The sequence below is a fragment of the Thermosynechococcus sp. FA-CM-4201 genome, assembly GCF_054689355.1.
Map to the genome: position 1 here is coordinate 1,234,189 of NZ_CP079920.1, position 18,306 is coordinate 1,252,494.

Here is an 18,306-nt window from a genome sequence, read left to right on the forward strand (position 1 = left end):
TCTCGCAATTTTGACTGCTGCCAGCGCGTTCCATCCCCGTGAAGAGGGCTGTAGGGTTTCCCTATCTGTTCTAAAGATGACAAAACGTTAGACTGAGAGCAGGACATTTCCTTCGGTGTGTCAATCCTTGGGAACACAATTTATGATGAAAACTTTTTGGCAACGTCTCAAATCTGTGACAGCAATTGTGGCAGTGGCGGTATTGATTGCCCATCTTGTCCTTGACAGTGGTGCCGCATGGGCAGCCCGCAGTGGTGGACGTGTCGGGGGTGGCTCCTTTAGTCGTCCGGCGCCCACCCGTTCCTACCGTGCCCCCCGCAGTGATTACGGCGGCTATGCGCAGCCCGTTCCTGTTTATGGCGGTGGTTTTGGCTTTCCCTTCCTGATTCCCTTCTTTGGTTTTGGGGGTGGCTTTGGCGGCCTATTCACGATCATCATGATTGGTGTACTGGCCAATATCTTGATCTCCACCTTCCGCAACTTCCGCAACAGCGGCGATGACTCAGAGATCTACCAAGACAACCCCGTGGTCTCGCTGCATACGCTGCATGTGGGACTCCTCGCCCAAGCTCGCGAACTCCAAGAGGAACTGAATCAACTGGCGCTCACCGCCGATACCCAAAGTCCCGAAGGTCTGACCAAAGTGCTGCAAGAGGCAACCCTTGCCCTGCTGCGCCATCCCCAGTACTGGGTCTATGCCCACGCCAGCAGCCAAGAAACGAAACTGCTGCAAGCGGAAACGGCCTTTAACCAACTGGCCCTTGCGGAGCGCAGCAAACTCAGTGCGGAAACCCTCTCTAACTACCGCCGTGAGATTAAGCAGACGGCGATCGCCCCTGTGGTGAGCAATGATGTGGGTGAATACATTGTCGTAACTTTGGTGGTGGCTGCCACTGGCCGCTTGAAATTGCCCGCAGTGAACAACGACCTCGAGCTACGGCAAGTGTTGCAACAGTTGGGGGGCATTGGTAGCGATCGCCTACTGGCGGTGGAATTGCTCTGGCAACCTCAAGCCATTGGTGACACCCTCACTGCCGATGAGTTGCTGATGGCCTATCCACAACTGAAGCACCTCTAACCCCCCTAGGCCCCCTGAGCGGCTAAATGTACGGCGCCCCGTAATCCCACCTCTGGATTCGTAATCACTGCAACGTACAACTGCTCTAGCAGGGGGCGAAACCGTCCCTTATTCACAAACCCTTGCAGAAACGTGCCATCGGTCATTTTGGGTAGAATTTTCGGGGCAATCCCCCCGGCAATCAGCACCCCGCCCAAGGGCAAACTTTTCAGGGCAAGGTTGCCAGCCTCCGCCCCATAGGCATCCACAAACATCCGCAAGGCTTCCGCACACAGGGGATCCCCCTCAAGACCATATTGACTGATCACGGCAGCGCGATCCTCTACCTCTGCCATGGCTGCTGCAACCCCTGCTGATTCGGCAGCAAAGTGGACACTCTTGAGATAGTCGTAAATCGCCACTAGCCCTGCACCAGAAACCACCCGCTCCACAGAAACTCGCTCGTAGGTTTGCCAGAGATAGCGCAATAGACCTATTTCCTGTTCATTGCGGGGGGGAAAATCGGTGTGACCGCCCTCCAGGGGCATCACTTGGTAGCGATCGCCCTGCCAAATCATTAGTGCTTCCCCTAATCCAGTCCCTGCTCCCAGTAGGGCAATAGGCGCTTGGGGACGCCGCGGCCGCTCCTGAAGGACCACAAAATCCGTCGGCGGCAACACCAATGCACCATAGGCCACGGCTGCAAAATCATTCAGCAACGTCACACAAGGGATCTGCAATGCCCTCTCTAATTCGGCACCACTGACCCGCCAGTCCAAATTGGTGACCTGAGCCACTTGGTCAATCACAGGGCCTGGAATCCCCAGACAAGCCCGCTGTGGATGGGTAGGACTCTCCTTGAGGAACGTTTGCAAAAGAGCTGTCAAGTCAGGGAAATCACGGCTGGCGTATTTAGCCCTGTGGAGCAAATGCCAATCACTGCCCACCACATCCCACAACTCGACGAGCGTTTTTGTGCCACCCACATCGGCGCCGAGTACAACGGTCATTGCCCACCCCTTGCTAACTGACGCTATGGGCTAACACTCGCTGCATGACAAGAGCGTAGGCATCCTCGATCGCCCCCAAATCTTGGCGAAAACGATCTTTATCGAGAATGCGCTTTTCAGGATCACTTTCATCTTGATTCCAGAGGCGGCAACTGTCGGGACTAATTTCATCCGCCAAGAGAATCTCCCCTGTTGGACTGCGGCCAAACTCTAGCTTAAAGTCCACTAAGGTAATGCCACACTCCGCAAAAAAGCGACTGAGATGGGTATTGACGGCCAAGGCCATTTCCCTGATCTGAGCGACTTCCTCATCCGTGGCAATCTGCAATAGGCGCAGGCGATCGCCCGTGAGTAGCGGATCACCGAGATCATCATTCTTGAGGTAAAACTCCACCAAGGGGGGATTGAGGTCTAATCCCAAGGGCAATCCCGTCTGCCGACAAAGGCTTCCCGCTGCCCGATTGCGCACCACCACCTCAAGGGGAATAATCTCTACTCGCCGAATGTGCATCTTGTTTGGCGCCACTTGGGCAATAAAATGGTTGGGGATGCCCTGAGCCGCCAGATACTGAAACAAATGGCTGGCGATCGCGCAGTTCATCACTCCCTTGTTTTGGATCGAGCCGCGCTTCTGAGCATTAAAGGCGGTGGCATCATCCTTGAACTCCGCCAGCAAGATGTCTGGATCCGCTGTGGCATAAATAATCTTTGCCTTGCCTTCGTACAAGGGAGAGAACTGAGTCATAAAAAAGAGGTGCGTCTAAAAGCCAGATCTAGCCTACCAAAGGCAGTCCCCCAATCTACAGCAGCTTGCTATAGGATAATCCCAATGACTAAACCCCTCTTCGGCAAATTGGCATAGACTGACGGCAGGAGATAGATAGCGATGCCTCACCTCAGTGATCAACAGGCAGAAAAACTGGCAGAAATTGGTGCCTTCCTCCGCGACAAGCGACTCGAACTGGGTCTGAGCCTTGAGGAGTTGGCCGCCAAAACCTTGGTGCGCCAGTCAATCCTTGCAGCCATTGAAAATGCCAGCCTAGAGGAGTTGCCCGAACCCGTCTATACCCAAGGATTTATTCGCCGTTTTGCCGATGCCCTTGGCCTGGATGGCAAAAGTATTGCCGCCAATTTTCCAACAGTGGCCGATCCTGTGGAGCGCCCCGATAAACCCAGTGTTCCCAAGGGTGGCATAGGTTGGCAGTTGCGCCCAATTCACCTCTACCTGATGTACTTTGCCCTTGTGGCAGCGGCAGTGGCTGGGTTGGCCTATCTCTTTCGTCCCCAAGCCCAAAGCATCACCGATTTAACCCCCGCACCGACCCCTACCGCGTCCCCCAGCCCCACACCCACCCCGACAGCAGCGGCAACACCGACGCCCAGCCCCACGCCCCCTGAAACGCTTGAGGTCAAGTTGTCTCTCTCCGATGCCTCATGGCTCGAGGTGGAAGCCGATGGTCGAGTCGTCTATGCCGGTATTTTGGAGTCGGGAACAGAGCGCAGTTGGCAAGCCAAGGAACGTTTAATTGTCCGCACGGGGAATGCTGGCGCTGTCAAGGTGAGTGTCAATAATGGTCCGTCCCAACCCATGGGGCAACTGGGAGAAGTGACAGAAAAAGAATTTCTTGCTAGTCAGGCCACTTCAGAGAGAGCAACCACGTCAACAGCACCTGAGCGTACCGTTTCCAACTAGGTCACCCTCAATGGATGCAGCAGCTACCTATCAAGTGGGGGGCAGTTTACCCACCACATCGGCAGTCTATGTCCGACGGCAAGCGGATGCGGATCTGTTGGCTGCCCTCACCGCCGGCGAGTTTTGCTATATTCTCAATTCACGGCAAATGGGCAAATCCAGCTTGCGGGTGCAAGTCACACAGCAATTGATGACAATGGGGTACCGCTGTGCTGCCCTCGACATTACCAAAATTGGCAGCCAAAATATTCAACCCGAGCAGTGGTATGCCAGCTTTGTGGGTGCCCTCATTCAGGGATTTCAGTTAACCGATGTGGTCTCCTTGCGCTCTTGGTGGCGCGATCGCCAGCTTGTGTCACCCATTCAGCGCCTCAGCGACTTTGTAGAAACAGTGCTGCTTGCCCACACCCGTGAACCCCTTGTGATTTTCATTGATGAAATTGATAGTTTGCTGAGTCTGCCCTTTTCCACCGATGATTTTTTTGCGTGGATTCGTGCTTGTTACAACCAACGGGCGGAGTGTCCCGAATATCAGCGCTTAACCTTTGCCCTCTTTGGCGTGGCCACCCCCGATCAACTGATTCAAGATAAGCAGCGCACCCCCTTTAACATTGGCTGTGCCATTGATTTACAGGGATTTACCCTTGCGGAAGCCACCCCCCTACTCAAGGGCATTGCCCATCTCAGCGACAACCCCGATCAGCTCTTGGCGGAAATTCTCAACTGGACGGGTGGCCAACCCTTCTTGACCCAAAAACTCTGTCGCCTGCTGCAACACCACGGGTCATTCATGCCAGCGGCAACGCTCTCCCAGCAGTTAGCGCAGTTTGTCCAAGAGCATATCCTTCAGGATTGGGAGCGGCAAGATGAACCCGAACACCTGAAGACGATTCGCAATCGCCTGCTGGCCGATGAACAGCGCATTGGTCGTCTCTTGGGTCTCTATCAGCGCGTTTTAGAAACGGGGGGCATTCCCCTTGATGGCAGTAGTGAGCAGCGTGCCCTAGCTTTGACGGGATTGGTGTGCCAGCGCCAAGGCAAGTTGCAGGTGTTTAACCCCATCTATGCCCACGTTTTTGATGCCCAGTGGGTTGAGCAACAGTTGGCACAACTGCGCCCCTACAGTGAGGAATTCCAAGCATGGTTGCGCTCTGGGGGAAGTGATAGCTCCCGGCTCCTGCGGGGACAAGCCCTTGAGGAAGCGTTGATCTGGGCCAGTGGCAAAAGTCTCAGTGATCTGGATTATCAGTACCTCTCTGCTAGTCAAGAGGCAAACCAAAAGGCAATTCAAGATACTCTCTTCCTCGAGCGCCAAGAAAAAGAAGCCATCAGCGCTGCCAATCGAATTCTGGAAGCAGCTCGCCGCAAAGCCAGTCGTCTCACTCAGCGGGCCCTCATGGCGCTGGGCATTGTTTCTGTGATTTCCTTAGGGGTAGCCGCGATTTTGGCCAAAACCCACGCCGATTTGCAGGCCAGCCAAGAAAGTTTAGCCCTTGAGCAAACCAGTAACGATCTCCTAGAGCAGTTTCAAAGCCAAGAGTTACCCGCTCTGTTGGCAGGAATTCAGGCAGGACGTGACCTAAAACGATTGGTGGGCGATCGCCCCCTGAGTCAATACCCCACCACGCGCCCCCTCTTTGTGCTCAATTTTTTCCTCGATCACATTCAAGCCCGCAACCAATGGCAGAGTGACAATACCCCCCTGATGGCGGCCTTTTTGACGGCCGATGGCCAGCAGTTCAGCATTAGTGAAAGCGGCCTTGTGGAATTTTGGCGAGTGAACGGCGAGCGACTGAGTGCCCAGTCTTTGGAGATGGGCAATGTTAAACTGGCGCGGATCAACCCTGAGGGCGATCGCGTAGGTCTGCTCAATGACAAGGGCGAAATTTCTCTGTGGCGTGTCGAGCTGCAAAAACTGGTCTTTGAGCGGCGTTTGCCTGCCTTACCGATCAACAACTTTCGCTTTAGTCCAGAGGGGCAGGAGTTGACGGCCACCACCACTACAGGGGATATGCTGCGTTGGAGCCTTGAGGGGGAATTACTGGCCACTATTCCTACCCCTAGCCGGAGTATCAATAGCTTGAGTTATGCCATCAGGGGCGATCGCTTGGCCACTGCCGATGAAGAAGGCTGGATTCGGGTTTGGTCCCGTCAGGGGGAACTGCTCCAAGCATGGCAAGTCCAAGCCGATTTTCCCGTTCCCCAAACCAGTTTGACCTATCTCAGCAATGGCCAACTGGCGACGGTGGGCAAGGATGGCACCCTCCGCCTTTGGAACACCAAGGGGCAACAAATCAATCAATGGCGTGTGAGTGCCGCCCCCGTCTATTTTGTGGGCACGTCTCCTGTGGGCTATCGCCTACTGACCCTGAGCACAGATAACACCATGCGTCTGTGGCAGCCAACGGGTGAACTGATTGCTGAGTTGGGGAGTCATGAACGCCTGATCAATACCGTCAGCTTTAATCCAACGGGGTCTGTCCTTCTCAGTAGCGATCGCGGCGGGCAAATGACGCTGTGGTACCTCGATCATCACCGCACAGAACACTGGCTTGCCGATCAAGAAAGTATTTGGACAGTGGCCTTAGATCCCCAAGCAGCCACAGTGGTCACGGGGGGCAAAGATGGTCGCGTCAAGTACTGGCGGCGGGATGGTACGCTCCTTGCCACAACCCCAGTTCTCGATCCTCAAGGCATCAACCAAGTGCTCTTTAGTCCTAGTGGCCAACGGGTGGCGATCGCCACCAAAGGGGGAAAATTGGTGATCTGGAACCTTGCGGATCGCTCCCAGCAAATCTGGCAACTGCCCATCGAAGCCCCCCTCTACACTGTGTCTATGGATGCCCAACGACGGTACTTGGCGGCAGGGGATGAAAAAGGCACCATTTATCTCGTTGACCTCCAGCGGCCAGAGAACATCCAAAAGCGCAAAAGTGAGGGAGAAATTTGGAGCCTCAGCTTCCATCCGACACTCCCCCTCCTCGCGAGTACGGGGTCTGCGGGCACAATTGAGGTCTGGAATTTTGAGGGCGATCGCCTTGCCTATCGCTTGAATCCAGATGCAGGATGGCTGGCCAGCCTTGAATTTAGTGCCAATGGCCAATTCCTTGCAGCGGCTGGCGAAAGTGGCTCCGTCTATTTGTGGTCAATTCACGGCAAAAATGCCCCCAGCCCTCCCCGTGTCTTTCGTGCTCACCAGCGGAGTATTGTCAGTCTCGGTCTTAGCCCCGATGGTGAAATGATTGCCACCGCCTCCCCCGATCGCAGTGTGCGGGTTTGGAACCAAAGAGGCCAGCTCATTACACTCATTGATCGCATTTCCGCTATTCCCTATAGCGTTGACGTGAGTGGCCAAGACGAACTCTATGTGGCGATCGGTACCGAGGATGACGAGGTCTTGATTAGCCCGCTGGCCACCCTAGGACAGTTATTAGCCAGCGCCTGTGACTGGCTCAAGGACTACCGTCAACAAAATCCCGCTGTTGCCCAAGCCTGTCCCTAAACACTCGCAAGGGAAGCAAGGGGGTTCGGGACTTCCTCGCTGGTGAATTGCCCCATTAGCACATACTCCAAGCGCAGCTTCAGCCACTGGATAAATTGCTGGTTGGTGGAGATAATGGCTGCGGCGGGCTGTGGACAACGCGCCTTCTGTTCAGCAAACTGGGGTTGCTCTAAAAAGGCAGGCTCTGGCACCAGCCAAAAATCAATCTCTTTACCTTGCTCCCGATAATGACGCTGTCGCTCGCGAAACACTTCCTCAAGGGGTTCTTCCTCAGTCAAAAACTTTTTGCTTGCGAGAATGTAATAGTACGTCGCCATAGGGATCTATGCAAAACCACAACATATTCTATACAGTCCTCAGCTTACCATAGGGGGAACCCCTGCCTCCATAACGCTCCAGTTCTGAAGTTTTCTGAACTTTCTGGTCGGAGCGATCGCTCCACCTAGCCTATGCACCGCGACTCCCTCTTTTACCAACTGTTTGCCCAGTTACCCCAAACCCTCTTTGACCTCTTGGGTATAGACACGCCTCAGGGGTATCGTTTTGACTCAGTCGAGTTGAAGCAAACTGCCTTTCGCATTGATGGCGTCTTCGTGCCCCCTGACCCCTCGGGAACGGTCTATTTCTGTGAAGTTCAGTTCCAGCGGGACAACACCTTCTACCAACGTTTCTTTTCCGAGATTTTTCTCTATCTACGGTTACACGACGGTACCTTCTCTGACTGGCAAGCCGTGGTCATTTATCCTGATCGCCAAACTGAACAAGAGTCTTTTGAGCCGTATCAATTGTTAGTGAATAGCGATCGCCTGCGTCGGGTCTATTTGAATGAACTCGGTTCACTTGAGGCCTTGCCATTGAGCCTAGCCCTCATGCAGCTCACAGTGCTACCCGAAGCAGACATGCCGACAGCAGCGCGGATGCTGGCAGAGCGCACTCGCATAGAGGCAGTGCCAAGGCCAGAAGTCATAATGGAGTTGATCACAACCATTGTGCTCTACAAGTTCACCACGCTGAGTCGCGAGGAGGTGCTGCGCATGTTGGGGTTTACCACTGAGGAACTGAAGCGGACGCGATTTTATCAAGAAGTGTATGCTGAGGCACGAGAAGAAGGAAAACAAGAAGGACGACAGCAAGGATTACAACAAGGACTACAGCAAGGATTACAACAAGGACTACAGCAAGGACTACAACAAGGACTACAACAAGGACTACAACAAGGACTACAACAAGGACTACAACAAGGCGAAGCAGCCGTTGTCCTACGGCAGTTAAGGCGGCGGTTTGGCAGTGTGCCCAGTGACCTTGAAGAACGGATTCGTCAGCTCTCTCCCGATCAAATCGAAGCACTGGCAGAAGCACTTCTAGACTTCACTGATCTAGGGGAAGTGTCTGCGTGGCTAAATCGCTCTTCCTAGCCCATGCACCGCGACTCCCTCTTTTATCAACTGTTTGCCCAGCTACCCCAAACCCTCTTTGACCTCTTGGGCATAGACACACCTCAAGGGTATCGTTTTGACTCAGTGGAGCTGAAGCAAACCGCCTTTCGCATTGATGGCGTCTTCGTGCCCCCTGACCCCTCAGGAACCGTCTATTTCTGTGAAGTTCAGTTCCAACGGGACAATACCTTCTACCAACGCTTCTTTTCCGAAATCTTTCTCTACCTACGGTTGCATGATGGTACCTTCTCTGACTGGCAAGCTGTGGTCATTTATCCCGATCGCCAAGCAGAACAAGAGTCTTTTGAGCCGTATCAATTGTTAGTGAATAGCGATCGCCTGCGTCGGGTCTATTTGAATGAACTCGGTTCACTTGAGGTCTTGCCATTGAGCCTAGCCCTAATGCAGCTCACAGTGCTACCCGAAGCAGACATGCCGACAGCAGCGCGGATGCTGGCAGAGCGCACTCGCATAGAGGCAGTGCCAAGGCCAGAAGTCATAATGGAGTTGATCACAACCATTGTGCTCTACAAGTTCACCACGCTGAGTCGCGAGGAGGTGCTGCGCATGTTGGGGTTTACCACTGAGGAACTGAAGCGGACGCGATTTTATCAAGAAGTGTATGCTGAGGCACGAGAAGAAGGAAAACAAGAAGGACGACAGGAAGGCTTGCAACAGGGACTACAGCAAGGATTACAACAAGGACTACAACAAGGCGAAGCAGCCGTTGTCCTACGGCAGTTAAGGCGGCGGTTTGGCAGTGTGCCCAGTGACCTTGAAGAACGCATTCGTCAGCTCTCTCCCGATCAAATCGAAGTTCTAGCAGAAGCACTCCTAGACTTTACTGACCTAGGGGAAGTGTTTGCGTGGCTAAATCGCTCCACCTAGCCCATGCACCATAAATCGTTTTTGATCTTCTGGCAATAAGTATTATTGCTGGCCGCAACAATCCGAAAAATTGTCTGGAGCCTGAAATTTTTTACTAAGGAAAAACCATACTAACTATTAGCCCATCTCCAAGCTCTGTAACTAATGGCAGGTTGCCGCTCCTCTGCCTTGACTAGGTACCCCTATGAAAAAGAATGACCGACGCTTTGGCCTCTCGAAACGGCAGTATCGCAAGCTAATGCGGACGATTCGGCATTTGTTTCACCAGTTGCGCCTCTGGTTGCAACGACGGCTCAGTCCAGTTCTGCGTCGCCGACAAGTGAGGTTTGGCCGCGCTGGCTTCGTACTGCCCACAGCAGTGATTGTCCTCGTGGTGATCACACTGACAGTAGGGGCGCTCATGTTGCGGACGCTGAATCGTACAAATGAAGTTGGTATCCAGCGACAAACGCTAACAATAAATGCAGCCAATCCTGCTGTTGATCGGGCTAAAGCTAAACTGGCTTATTTATTTAATCCTCCACAGGATGCTCCCTTTTCTTTCCCAAGTGGCACCCCGGGAGAAGGTTGGTTAGAAGAGCGATTAGCAGAATCAGTATTTGATCTTCCAGATGAGCAACGGATTGATATTAATGGTGATAACACCCCAGACAATGCATGGGTATTTCGCTCACCCAATAATTCCAATCAAATAATTGCGTACTCGATTCTTGTGAGACGACCAACGGATGATCAAATTAATGACTCCGATAGCAATAAAGCACAAAACTTACTTACACGTAATCGTCCTGCACTTTTTGATACGACGAATCCTTGTTTAGAATCGAGAGGAGAAGCGGCTCGAGAAGGTGCGGCTGGATGGGATGACTTTACCTCTGAATATCGTAAAAATTTTCAAGTGAATGCTGTAGTTTATGAAGTGCTGTAGTTTATGAAGATAGAAATGGCCGTCCCTTCATTGAATCTTTGGAACTCATTCAACAGCGCCGCCGAAATCGACCAAACAAGTGGGCAGCATGGTTCCGCAATGATCTTGAAATTTTTCCGGGTCCTGATTTTCGCTGGAATGGTGCTATGCACACTGAAGGCAGTATTATTATGGGTGGTGCAAGTAATAGACTGCAAAGCTACCTGATAAGTTCGACTAATTCTTGTTACTATACTCCTGAGGCTTCAGAAATCACTACGGCAGAAAATGAAGAATTTCAGGGTCAATTTGTATCAGGCACTTTACGAGACAATAATACCAATGGATCTGTTATCATTCACTCCTATGTTAAAGATGCTGCGCCAGTGACATCAGGTGATAGTGACACTGGTTCGAATGTTGTATTTGATTCAAGAAGAGATTCTATCAAGGATGGTGTGAATCCATCTGATATTGCCTTAAACCCCATTGAAATTGTTGTTTATGACAAAAGTGTAGCCCGAGGTAATGATCCAACAAATCGTAGTCATCGTGATCCTAATTGGCAAAATCAATACTATGCCAGAAATGAGGGTAATAAACCACCCCGCATAACTAACAAAAATCAAATTACTCCCTATGTAGATGATACTTATCGTGCTGATGATCGCTATGGACCCAAGCCAACCTATAGATATACCTCTCAGCAAGCCGAAGAATATGGCGGATCGGTACCCAATCCAATTGCAGTTCCATCTAGGATTGGTGATAAGATTACTGACACAGCACTTCAACCTTATCTTACAAATAATTGGGGGCCTTCTGCTCTGCTTGGGCTTGATGGTTATTGGGAGCGGCGGGCACGCCAAGAGGGGTTGCGGATTATTGTTGGGGAACGTCTTGAACTTGGTAAACCTTTAGATCCCGCAGCCGGCAACACCGCCAACAATAACCGTCGTAATGAGTTTTACCAACACCGTACGCTACGGGATAACCTTGCGGCCGTACAAGCTACAGCCGTTTATCACTACAAGGCAGAGGGGACAACAATTAACGCTTCAATTCCTGATCCCTTGACCAATCGCTATTCAGGGCAAAATGATAGCGGCTACCAACCCATTGCCTGTCTTGCCACAACCCACCACCACGGTACGCCCCAAACTGCCCTGCGCAGCATTATGTTCAACCAGTACAGCGGCATTCAAGGCTTGCCCGGTGGTTTCCAATTCTTTGATTTCTTTACAGGGCGCGGCACAGATGGCTGGGAATTTACTCCCCCAAGTTTTAATGCTCCAGCGATGCAGTCAGCGATGCAAAACCTTGTCGCCTATGCTGGTGATGGCGTGGATGGTGCCTTTCCACCAAAACAGGAAACAGGGGGTACCCTGATTCACCCCAACCCAGTCACCACCCGTGCCGGGAACTTCTCGAACCTTGCCCGCGCTCTCTCGCCACAAGGGAACAATAGCCTAGCGGATCAAAGCGCAAGGCATACCGCAGGCTGTATGTTGGGGATGCTGGCGCACAGTGTGAATACATTAGAAACAGTTAACTATAGCAGTTTGTCTCAGCTTACTAGCCTGAACAATGCGCTACTAAGTCTTACAGACAATGATAATTCCAATGGTGAAGTTAGAGTCCAAGCAAACGGTTCTGACGCAGGACGCATTCAAGTGAATCGCCGCAATAATAATAACCCCCTCTCTTATCGGGGTGGTTACTTGGATGCCAATGCTTATATCACTGCTCTAATTGATCAGAACAGTTGGGGGTTACGCCCACTCCAAGAAAACCCTACGAACACTAATGATCAACTAGCACGCTTAGCACGACTCATTGCTCTAAAAGAGCAAGTGAAATATGACCTAAATCCTCAAGCCTATGCGTGCAGCATTCCTGACAACAACAACACACGCTATCTACGGGATGCATTTTGCTTGGGCGACAAACGGCGTGGTTTTGTCATTGGTCAACAGTGGTTAATCCCGAATAATCAGGAGAGAACACTACAGGTAGAAGATGCCCCAAGCTATAACTTTGATTTACGTCCTTCAGACATTGGTCAAGATGTCTATGTTGCAGGGGTTGGCCGATTAAGACTGGTGCAATACGAGGCTCTAGATGCTAATGGCACAGTTCAACTTAATATCTCTAATCCTGTCAAGATCATCAGTGTGACCCTTCGCAACACTACGGGTTCAGATGTTACGGTACCCGTGGGTGCCTCAGCATCATTTGTCTTAGGGACGGTTGCTAATCCTACCGTGGCATTTCCCAATAACCCAACCCGCAATTCAACAACAGTGACGAATTTGCGAACCAATCAAGTCTTTTCTGTGGGTGACATCATTGAAATTCGCACCCCTGATAGTAGCCAGCGTCGAGAAGGGCGATTTATTGTTACCAGTTTTATTCCGGGCAGCAGTGGCCAGCCCAATAGCATGAACTTAGTTTATCTTGGTCACACTGAGCGCAGTGGTGGTGGTAGTACTAATATTCCTACGAATTCTCTAATTGTTGGTGTCTTCAATACAGCCATCAAATATCCTGCCCTGCGGGCGATCTTCAACCCACTAGGGGGGACGGCTGTAACCCCGAGTGCTATTGCGGCAACCCCACGTGCCAATACAACTGATTTCCTTACTCCCACTGAGGCTGCCAATGGTATTTTGCTCAACAATATCCGCTTCCCAAACCGCCTGAATCAAATCATTGACTTTGATGGCAATGCCCGCAATGTCGCTTTCCTCGATAACACCCTCTTTAATGGCCGTGAAGAGATGGCTGTGCGGGAGATGGATATTGACCTCGACCTGCTGCGGCGGAGTCCCATTGGTGGCGATACTTGGTTACCAATGGGGGGTATTGTCTATGCCTTCCGTGAAGATGCAGTACGTGAAGATGGCATTGCTCGACCAGCCGTTTCGGGTCAAAACTGGATGAATACAAACCCATCTAGCCCCCATGACCCAACCTTGAGGGAGAATGGTATCTCCACAAAGCCCGTAGATTTCTTCCCAGATCCCATGCGGCGTCCCTATGGCTTCCGTCTGTGGAATGGTACTCGACTGGATCGAGCTGGACTACCACCTGAAAAAAACAAACTAGGGATGACATTCATTAGCGATAATCCTGTTTATGTTCAAGGTGAATTTAACTGGCACAGTACAAACGGAACAACGAATGAAAGTAACCGAATTGAAGAATTTACTCAAAAACTTCCTGGTTCTTTCAATGTGACTCAGTTTTATAGTAACCGTACAACGCGGGATACTCGTTTTGCTGTACCAGCAACAGATACTTGGCGAGCAACAGAGATCCTAGCTGACGCTATTACCCTTACCTCTAGTAATTTCTGTAATGGTTCAGCTAATGATTACTTTGCTGAAGCTTATCGCAATGCGATTCAACAATTGGCAGCCACTTCTCCAGAGAACCTAGCTACAAACTACACACAGCTTACTGTTAACAACAACACTTATGCATCCCAAAGCTCAACGGTTAGTAATGCTGGTGGAGTTATCTATCCAACATGCCAAGACAGTGCATCGTTAGTTCCTTCATTTCTGAATGCTAACCGACCAAGTGCTGAGTTGCCTAACGACAGCGCTATTTGGCTTCGCGAAAATCCATTTGATCCGAGTTCACCTATTTATGTAGATCGTAATGGTACGTCATGGCTGCTCAATTACCAGACGGGTGAACGGATAGACAGGAATGGTAATCCACTCACGAGTTATCCAACAGGGAACACAGGTCAAGCGAATAATCCCTATAATGCTTACTTCACATTTACAAGTGGTCGCTCTCGCAATCGTGCTGTAGAAACTCGCATGAATCTGATCATCGTCAGTGGTACTGTTCCATCACGTCCTAATCAATCCTATGGAGGATTACATAACTTCCCCCGATTCATAGAGGATTGGGGAGGAGTGAACCTCTGGATTCATGGTTCCTTGATGCAATTGAACTTCTCAACCCAAGGTAATGCCCCCTTTGATCAGGATCAGTGGGAAATCTCTCCTTCATCAGATGCAGCGTGCCGCAATGTGAATACTGCTTTTAATTGTGGGGCACCAACAGGAGAAGTTATTCAATACTATAGTCCTCCCAACCGTCTCTGGGGATACGATGTCGGTATCTTACAAGTGCGTGAAACACCGATTGCTGAGCGCTTTGCCCAAGAACAGCTTCAGCCGAGTGAGTTTTATAAGGAGTTACCCGCTAATGATCCCTATGTCTGCCAACTTCGACGTGCTCAACGGCCTGCTGCATGGGGAGGAGGCCAAATTGACCCAACGGCTACAGCAGAATCTTGCTGATATAATATATTACTGAGGAAAAAACGATGAATACTCGACGGCTTTTTCTAAATTCATCCTTGGAACAGGGATTGACTTTAGTAGAATGTGTTATCGCCATTCTAGTGGTTAATCTGGCTTTGATAATGCTCACTGCACCCTTAGTGATGGTGACAGCAACACGTTTACAAAATGATCGGATTAACCAAGCTTCACAGCTTGCACGAAGTGAGATTGATAGATTACGCTTGATGCTGGAAAGTGGCGCTACTTTACCTCCAGTGAGTACTATAACTGCGACGATACAAAATCCAACACTACTAGATAATCAACCTCCGCCGAATTCCGTTGTTACATGTCCAGCTTCGACTAATCTACCATCTTCAGCTACTGAGTCTTGCCTTAGAATCATGGGTAACCGGCAGTATGCTGTTCAAATATATAGGGGAGCATCTACTTCATCAAACCATGCCTATCCCGTTCAAGTGAGAGTTTATGACGCAGGTATCATTAATAACTCCGAGGCACTTGGAACAGCTCCTTTAACTGCTGCAATGACTAACTCAATAAGCATTGAACAACCTTTAGTTGTTTTAACAGCTATTATCACCAAAGACGATTCAACAGATAACCAAGTATTTAGTACTTTAGGCAGTAGTAATTAACTTTTTGTATTTTTTGTATCCTGTTTGCGAGTAATTTATTATGAATAGGAAATATGCTCTCTCTCGAATTCATTTCTTGTCCCGACAAGCGAAGAACGGATTCACACTAGTAGAAATTTTAGTTTCATTGATAGTTGCTTCGATAATTATTGTATCTCTTGGTTCTCTATTAATCGAGATGCTACGTGTAGAGTCACGGGAATCTTCCTTAAATCAAATACGTCAAGATCTACAAGCATCGATTGAATATATTACTAGTGACCTTGAGCAAGCTTACTATGTATTTACAGCAAATGACCTAGCTAATCCTAATAAAAGAGATCCTTTAGATCAATTTCAAACAAGTGATATTCTCACGTCATTTGGCTCAGTAACATTACAGCCAATATTGGCAATGGTAAAACTTGAACCTATTTCTAGGGAAATTATTAGCAATAGTTTTAATAATTGTTCTCCTTCTGACACACTTTGCAACCAAATCTATAACACTCGGTCAGTACCGTTACTAGTTGTTTATTATCTGGATGATAACCCTAATTCAAAGTGGCCAGGTAAGGCTCGTCTGCGTCGCTACCAGCGGACTGTAAATGGTTTAATTTCCAGTATGAATAGCTCTACTGATCAGTTGCCACCAGTTGTGATGGATTTTATTGATCAGAATTGGAGCAGCTTACCAGCTACGCCTGTACCCTGCGAACCGGGATTTCAACGTACACCTAGTACAGGTTCCAATAGTTTCTATGCCTGTGTTAGCACAGCAAGTTCTACTGGAATTAATGCTACTACACTTGTTTACTTGCGCGCTAATCCCGAAGGACTGCCAGGGATTAATTCAAGCGATATAGCTAATCGCCCTGTGATGACAACAACGGTCAGAAGTCGTTCTATTGTCGTTCAGACCTCTGGAAGTGGAGGCTGACCACTAAATTAGTTTAAAGGAATCTGTCTTATGATTTGCTTGTCAAACAAGTCTGTACCCAAAAGTAGGAAAAACTATGGCTTTAGCATGGTTGAAGTCTTGGTTGTCATTGTTCTGATTGGGGTGGTCATTGGCATTGGCACAATGAGCATTTTCCCTTTGTTGCAACGGCAACGGGTGCGGGCAGCAACGAATAATGCCCGGAATGCTTTGCGCCTTGCCCAAGCCGCCGCGAAAAAGGAAAACTTGCCTTGGGTGGTCGCTTTTCGCAATACAGATACGGGTGTGCAGTGGACAATGAACCGCACCACAACCCCTCGCAATCAATGGACGTGGCAACCCCTGATTGAAGATGATGAGCAAGTGGTGATGGTGATGTGGGGGACAGACTTTAATAGTCCTGTCACTAGCTCTGGGGGGCAAATGTTGGAGTGCTGGCAAGATGCAGCACGGGACAGCAATCAGTGTGAACTGGCCTTTGATCATCAGGGTCGGGTGATTACGCCGGTGACCCCTCGGCGGATTTCCTTTAGCATCTATGCCTATGAATATGACTATTTGCGCTGTGTGCGGATTTCAACGGTGTTGGGTGCGATGCGGACTGAGGAGGGAGATGTTTGTACCCAATACATGGAATAGATCGAACTCGCTAACCTAGAAGTAGAAGGCCGTAACCAATATCCACCAAGGATTAGCTCCTATGACTCACCCCATCATTCGCCTGAAATTGCTCTTTACGCTCAATGAACAACTGGAGCGGCGCCGCCAACTGAATCGCAATAGCGGGTTGTCGTTACCAGAGGTACTGGCGGTGATTGTGATTATCGGGGTGATTGCTTTGATTGCCTTGCCTTCATTGCTCAATCAGCGCACCAAGGCGCAACTGGCCAGTGCCAAATCCACAATCGGTGCGATTAACCGTGCGCAGGAAGCCTACCGCGTGCGCCATAAGATTTTTGCGACTAAGCTATCTTTGCTGAAAATCTACGACACCAGTGGCGGTGGTTATAAAATTGAGGGCTACCATCCCCTTGTCCTCAGCTATGACCAAATTAAGAGTCAAACAACCAATGCAGTGCTCTATGGCGGTGGCAATCCGTGGTATGTGTCAGTGCATGCTCAGGCCATTGATCCAGCCGGTAGAGGTGTCTCTGGCTGTGTCTGGGCAAAACCTGGTGATCTTGGGGTAACCACCGCTTCCGTAAAGGAAGGGACGACGGCGGCACCCCCCGGTGATTGCTGGGCGGAAGTACCGCAAGGTTCTGGTGAGCCAGTGAAGTTTTACTCAATTCAGACAACGGAGTAATTTTAGGGGGTTAGAATTTCTACAAGAATTCGCAGCAGGTCTTCTAAGTCGGCGGGTACGCGGTAGAGATTCAAGTCTTGAGTCACGGTACGGCTCTGGCGATCGAACTGCCCAAACTGCCAAATGTTACCCGTTGAAATCGCGCCTTGGAGAAGGGGTTGCTCTGACTCAATCCATTGATCTAAGGCGATAAGTTCTATCGCTAGTTGGACAAAGCCGCGTTCTAAGTCCTCATTTTTGGCTTCAATGACTAGAAAGAATTGTCCGTTTTGCAGCAGGTAGTCTAGGGAGCCTTTGAGTTGGTTATTGACGACAATGGGATACTCAACGTTGAGGGTTGCTTGGGTGTAGTGAAGGACATCCATCAAGACGGGTGCAATTAGAAATTCCCGTCGGGCGATTTCAGTGGTGAGGCTGAGGCGAGGCAGGCTTTCTTCAATGCGGTTTTTGAGATCCGTCAGGCGATCAAGGGTGCCAGTATAGCGAGGTAGGCTTAGGGAGCGGCGCTGTAGAGTGACGTTGAAGTACGCCAAAATATCCTGGGGCGCAAAGTTGAGTTTGAAGTAATCGGCAAAGGTATAGGAGCGATCGCCCTGAATAATAGGTGCTTTAGGCACAATGT

General features: G+C 50.2%; 15 protein-coding genes. 11 read left to right on the forward strand and 4 right to left on the reverse strand.

Going from position 1 to position 18,306, the window contains the following annotated elements:
• Positions 1 to 142: 142 nt before the first annotated feature.
• Positions 143 to 1,078: a DUF1517 domain-containing protein gene (locus KV190_RS05990; protein ID WP_460195026.1), complete on the forward strand. Its 936-nt coding sequence runs from the start codon at positions 143 to 145 to the stop codon at positions 1,076 to 1,078.
• A gap of 5 nt (positions 1,079 to 1,083) precedes the next feature.
• Here KV190_RS05990 and KV190_RS05995 read toward each other — a convergent pair whose 3' ends face one another.
• Both KV190_RS05995 and purC read right to left on the reverse strand, forming a co-directional pair.
• Positions 1,084 to 2,067, reverse strand: a complete 984-nt coding sequence (locus KV190_RS05995; RefSeq protein WP_460195028.1) for a glucokinase — start codon at positions 2,065 to 2,067, stop codon at positions 1,084 to 1,086.
• Positions 2,068 to 2,080: 13 nt separating this feature from the next.
• Positions 2,081 to 2,812 carry a phosphoribosylaminoimidazolesuccinocarboxamide synthase gene (purC, locus tag KV190_RS06000; protein WP_460195030.1) on the reverse strand — a complete coding sequence of 244 codons (732 nt, stop codon included), beginning with the start codon at positions 2,810 to 2,812 and terminating at the stop codon, positions 2,081 to 2,083.
• A 141-nt stretch (positions 2,813 to 2,953) separates the two neighbouring features.
• Here purC and KV190_RS06005 point away from each other — a divergent pair, with 141 nt between their 5' ends.
• Together KV190_RS06005 and KV190_RS06010 are read left to right on the forward strand one after the other, a co-directional pair.
• Positions 2,954 to 3,760: a helix-turn-helix domain-containing protein gene (locus KV190_RS06005; RefSeq protein ID WP_460195031.1), complete on the forward strand. Its 807-nt coding sequence runs from the start codon at positions 2,954 to 2,956 to the stop codon at positions 3,758 to 3,760.
• Positions 3,761 to 3,770: 10 nt separating this feature from the next.
• Positions 3,771 to 7,262, forward strand: coding sequence for an AAA-like domain-containing protein (locus KV190_RS06010; protein WP_460195032.1), 3,492 nt, complete (start codon positions 3,771 to 3,773; stop codon positions 7,260 to 7,262).
• On the opposite strand, the gene KV190_RS06015 is transcribed toward KV190_RS06010, so the two are convergent.
• Positions 7,259 to 7,579 carry an MgPME-cyclase complex family protein gene (locus tag KV190_RS06015; RefSeq protein WP_011057339.1) on the reverse strand — a complete coding sequence of 107 codons (321 nt, stop codon included), beginning with the start codon at positions 7,577 to 7,579 and terminating at the stop codon, positions 7,259 to 7,261. The genes KV190_RS06010 and KV190_RS06015 overlap by 4 nt on opposite strands.
• A 132-nt stretch (positions 7,580 to 7,711) precedes the next feature.
• Between KV190_RS06015 and KV190_RS06020 the strand changes: the two genes are divergently transcribed.
• The 8 genes from KV190_RS06020 to KV190_RS06055 all read left to right on the forward strand — a co-directional run bounded on the left by KV190_RS06020 (position 7,712) and on the right by KV190_RS06055 (position 17,684).
• Positions 7,712 to 8,677, forward strand: coding sequence for an Rpn family recombination-promoting nuclease/putative transposase (locus tag KV190_RS06020; RefSeq protein ID WP_460195034.1), 966 nt, complete (start codon positions 7,712 to 7,714; stop codon positions 8,675 to 8,677).
• Positions 8,678 to 8,680: 3 nt separating this feature from the next.
• Positions 8,681 to 9,586, forward strand: a complete 906-nt coding sequence (locus KV190_RS06025) for an Rpn family recombination-promoting nuclease/putative transposase (RefSeq protein WP_460195035.1) — start codon at positions 8,681 to 8,683, stop codon at positions 9,584 to 9,586.
• A 400-nt stretch (positions 9,587 to 9,986) separates the two neighbouring features.
• A complete protein-coding gene (locus KV190_RS06030; RefSeq protein ID WP_460195036.1) occupies positions 9,987 to 10,514 on the forward strand; it encodes a hypothetical protein in 528 nt (175 codons plus the stop codon).
• A gap of 38 nt (positions 10,515 to 10,552) precedes the next feature.
• A complete protein-coding gene (locus KV190_RS06035) occupies positions 10,553 to 14,815 on the forward strand; it encodes a hypothetical protein (protein WP_460195038.1) in 4,263 nt (1,420 codons plus the stop codon).
• Between the two features lie 26 nt (positions 14,816 to 14,841).
• Entirely contained in the window at positions 14,842 to 15,459 is a 618-nt protein-coding gene (locus KV190_RS06040) for a type IV pilus modification PilV family protein (RefSeq protein WP_460195039.1), read from the forward strand.
• Positions 15,460 to 15,535: 76 nt separating this feature from the next.
• Positions 15,536 to 16,378 (forward strand): prepilin-type N-terminal cleavage/methylation domain-containing protein, encoded by an 843-nt coding sequence (locus KV190_RS06045; RefSeq protein ID WP_460195040.1) that lies wholly within the window; start codon positions 15,536 to 15,538, stop codon positions 16,376 to 16,378.
• A gap of 87 nt (positions 16,379 to 16,465) precedes the next feature.
• Positions 16,466 to 17,017, forward strand: a complete 552-nt coding sequence (locus KV190_RS06050; protein WP_460195041.1) for a hypothetical protein — start codon at positions 16,466 to 16,468, stop codon at positions 17,015 to 17,017.
• A 61-nt stretch (positions 17,018 to 17,078) separates the two neighbouring features.
• A complete protein-coding gene (locus KV190_RS06055) occupies positions 17,079 to 17,684 on the forward strand; it encodes a type IV pilin-like G/H family protein (protein ID WP_460195042.1) in 606 nt (201 codons plus the stop codon).
• A gap of 2 nt (positions 17,685 to 17,686) precedes the next feature.
• On the opposite strand, the gene KV190_RS06060 is transcribed toward KV190_RS06055, so the two are convergent.
• Positions 17,687 to 18,301, reverse strand: coding sequence for a hypothetical protein (locus tag KV190_RS06060; RefSeq protein WP_460195043.1), 615 nt, complete (start codon positions 18,299 to 18,301; stop codon positions 17,687 to 17,689).
• Positions 18,302 to 18,306: the final 5 nt, after the last annotated feature.

Bases quoted from the DNA above. Each gene is read 5' to 3' on its own strand.
- KV190_RS06020 (WP_460195034.1), top strand. From the start codon at position 7,712: ATGCACCGCGACTCCCTCTTTTACCAACTGTTTGCCCAGTTACCCCAA.
- KV190_RS06010 (WP_460195032.1), top strand. From the start codon at position 3,771: ATGGATGCAGCAGCTACCTATCAAGTGGGGGGCAGTTTACCCACCACA.
- KV190_RS06005 (WP_460195031.1), top strand. From the start codon at position 2,954: ATGCCTCACCTCAGTGATCAACAGGCAGAAAAACTGGCAGAAATTGGT.
- purC (WP_460195030.1), bottom strand. From the start codon at position 2,812: ATGACTCAGTTCTCTCCCTTGTACGAAGGCAAGGCAAAGATTATTTAT.
- KV190_RS06025 (WP_460195035.1), top strand. From the start codon at position 8,681: ATGCACCGCGACTCCCTCTTTTATCAACTGTTTGCCCAGCTACCCCAA.
- KV190_RS06040 (WP_460195039.1), top strand. From the start codon at position 14,842: ATGAATACTCGACGGCTTTTTCTAAATTCATCCTTGGAACAGGGATTG.
- KV190_RS06055 (WP_460195042.1), top strand. From the start codon at position 17,079: ATGACTCACCCCATCATTCGCCTGAAATTGCTCTTTACGCTCAATGAA.
- KV190_RS06015 (WP_011057339.1), bottom strand. From the start codon at position 7,579: ATGGCGACGTACTATTACATTCTCGCAAGCAAAAAGTTTTTGACTGAG.
- KV190_RS05995 (WP_460195028.1), bottom strand. From the start codon at position 2,067: ATGACCGTTGTACTCGGCGCCGATGTGGGTGGCACAAAAACGCTCGTC.
- KV190_RS06030 (WP_460195036.1), top strand. From the start codon at position 9,987: ATGTTGCGGACGCTGAATCGTACAAATGAAGTTGGTATCCAGCGACAA.
- KV190_RS05990 (WP_460195026.1), top strand. From the start codon at position 143: ATGATGAAAACTTTTTGGCAACGTCTCAAATCTGTGACAGCAATTGTG.
- KV190_RS06050 (WP_460195041.1), top strand. From the start codon at position 16,466: ATGGTTGAAGTCTTGGTTGTCATTGTTCTGATTGGGGTGGTCATTGGC.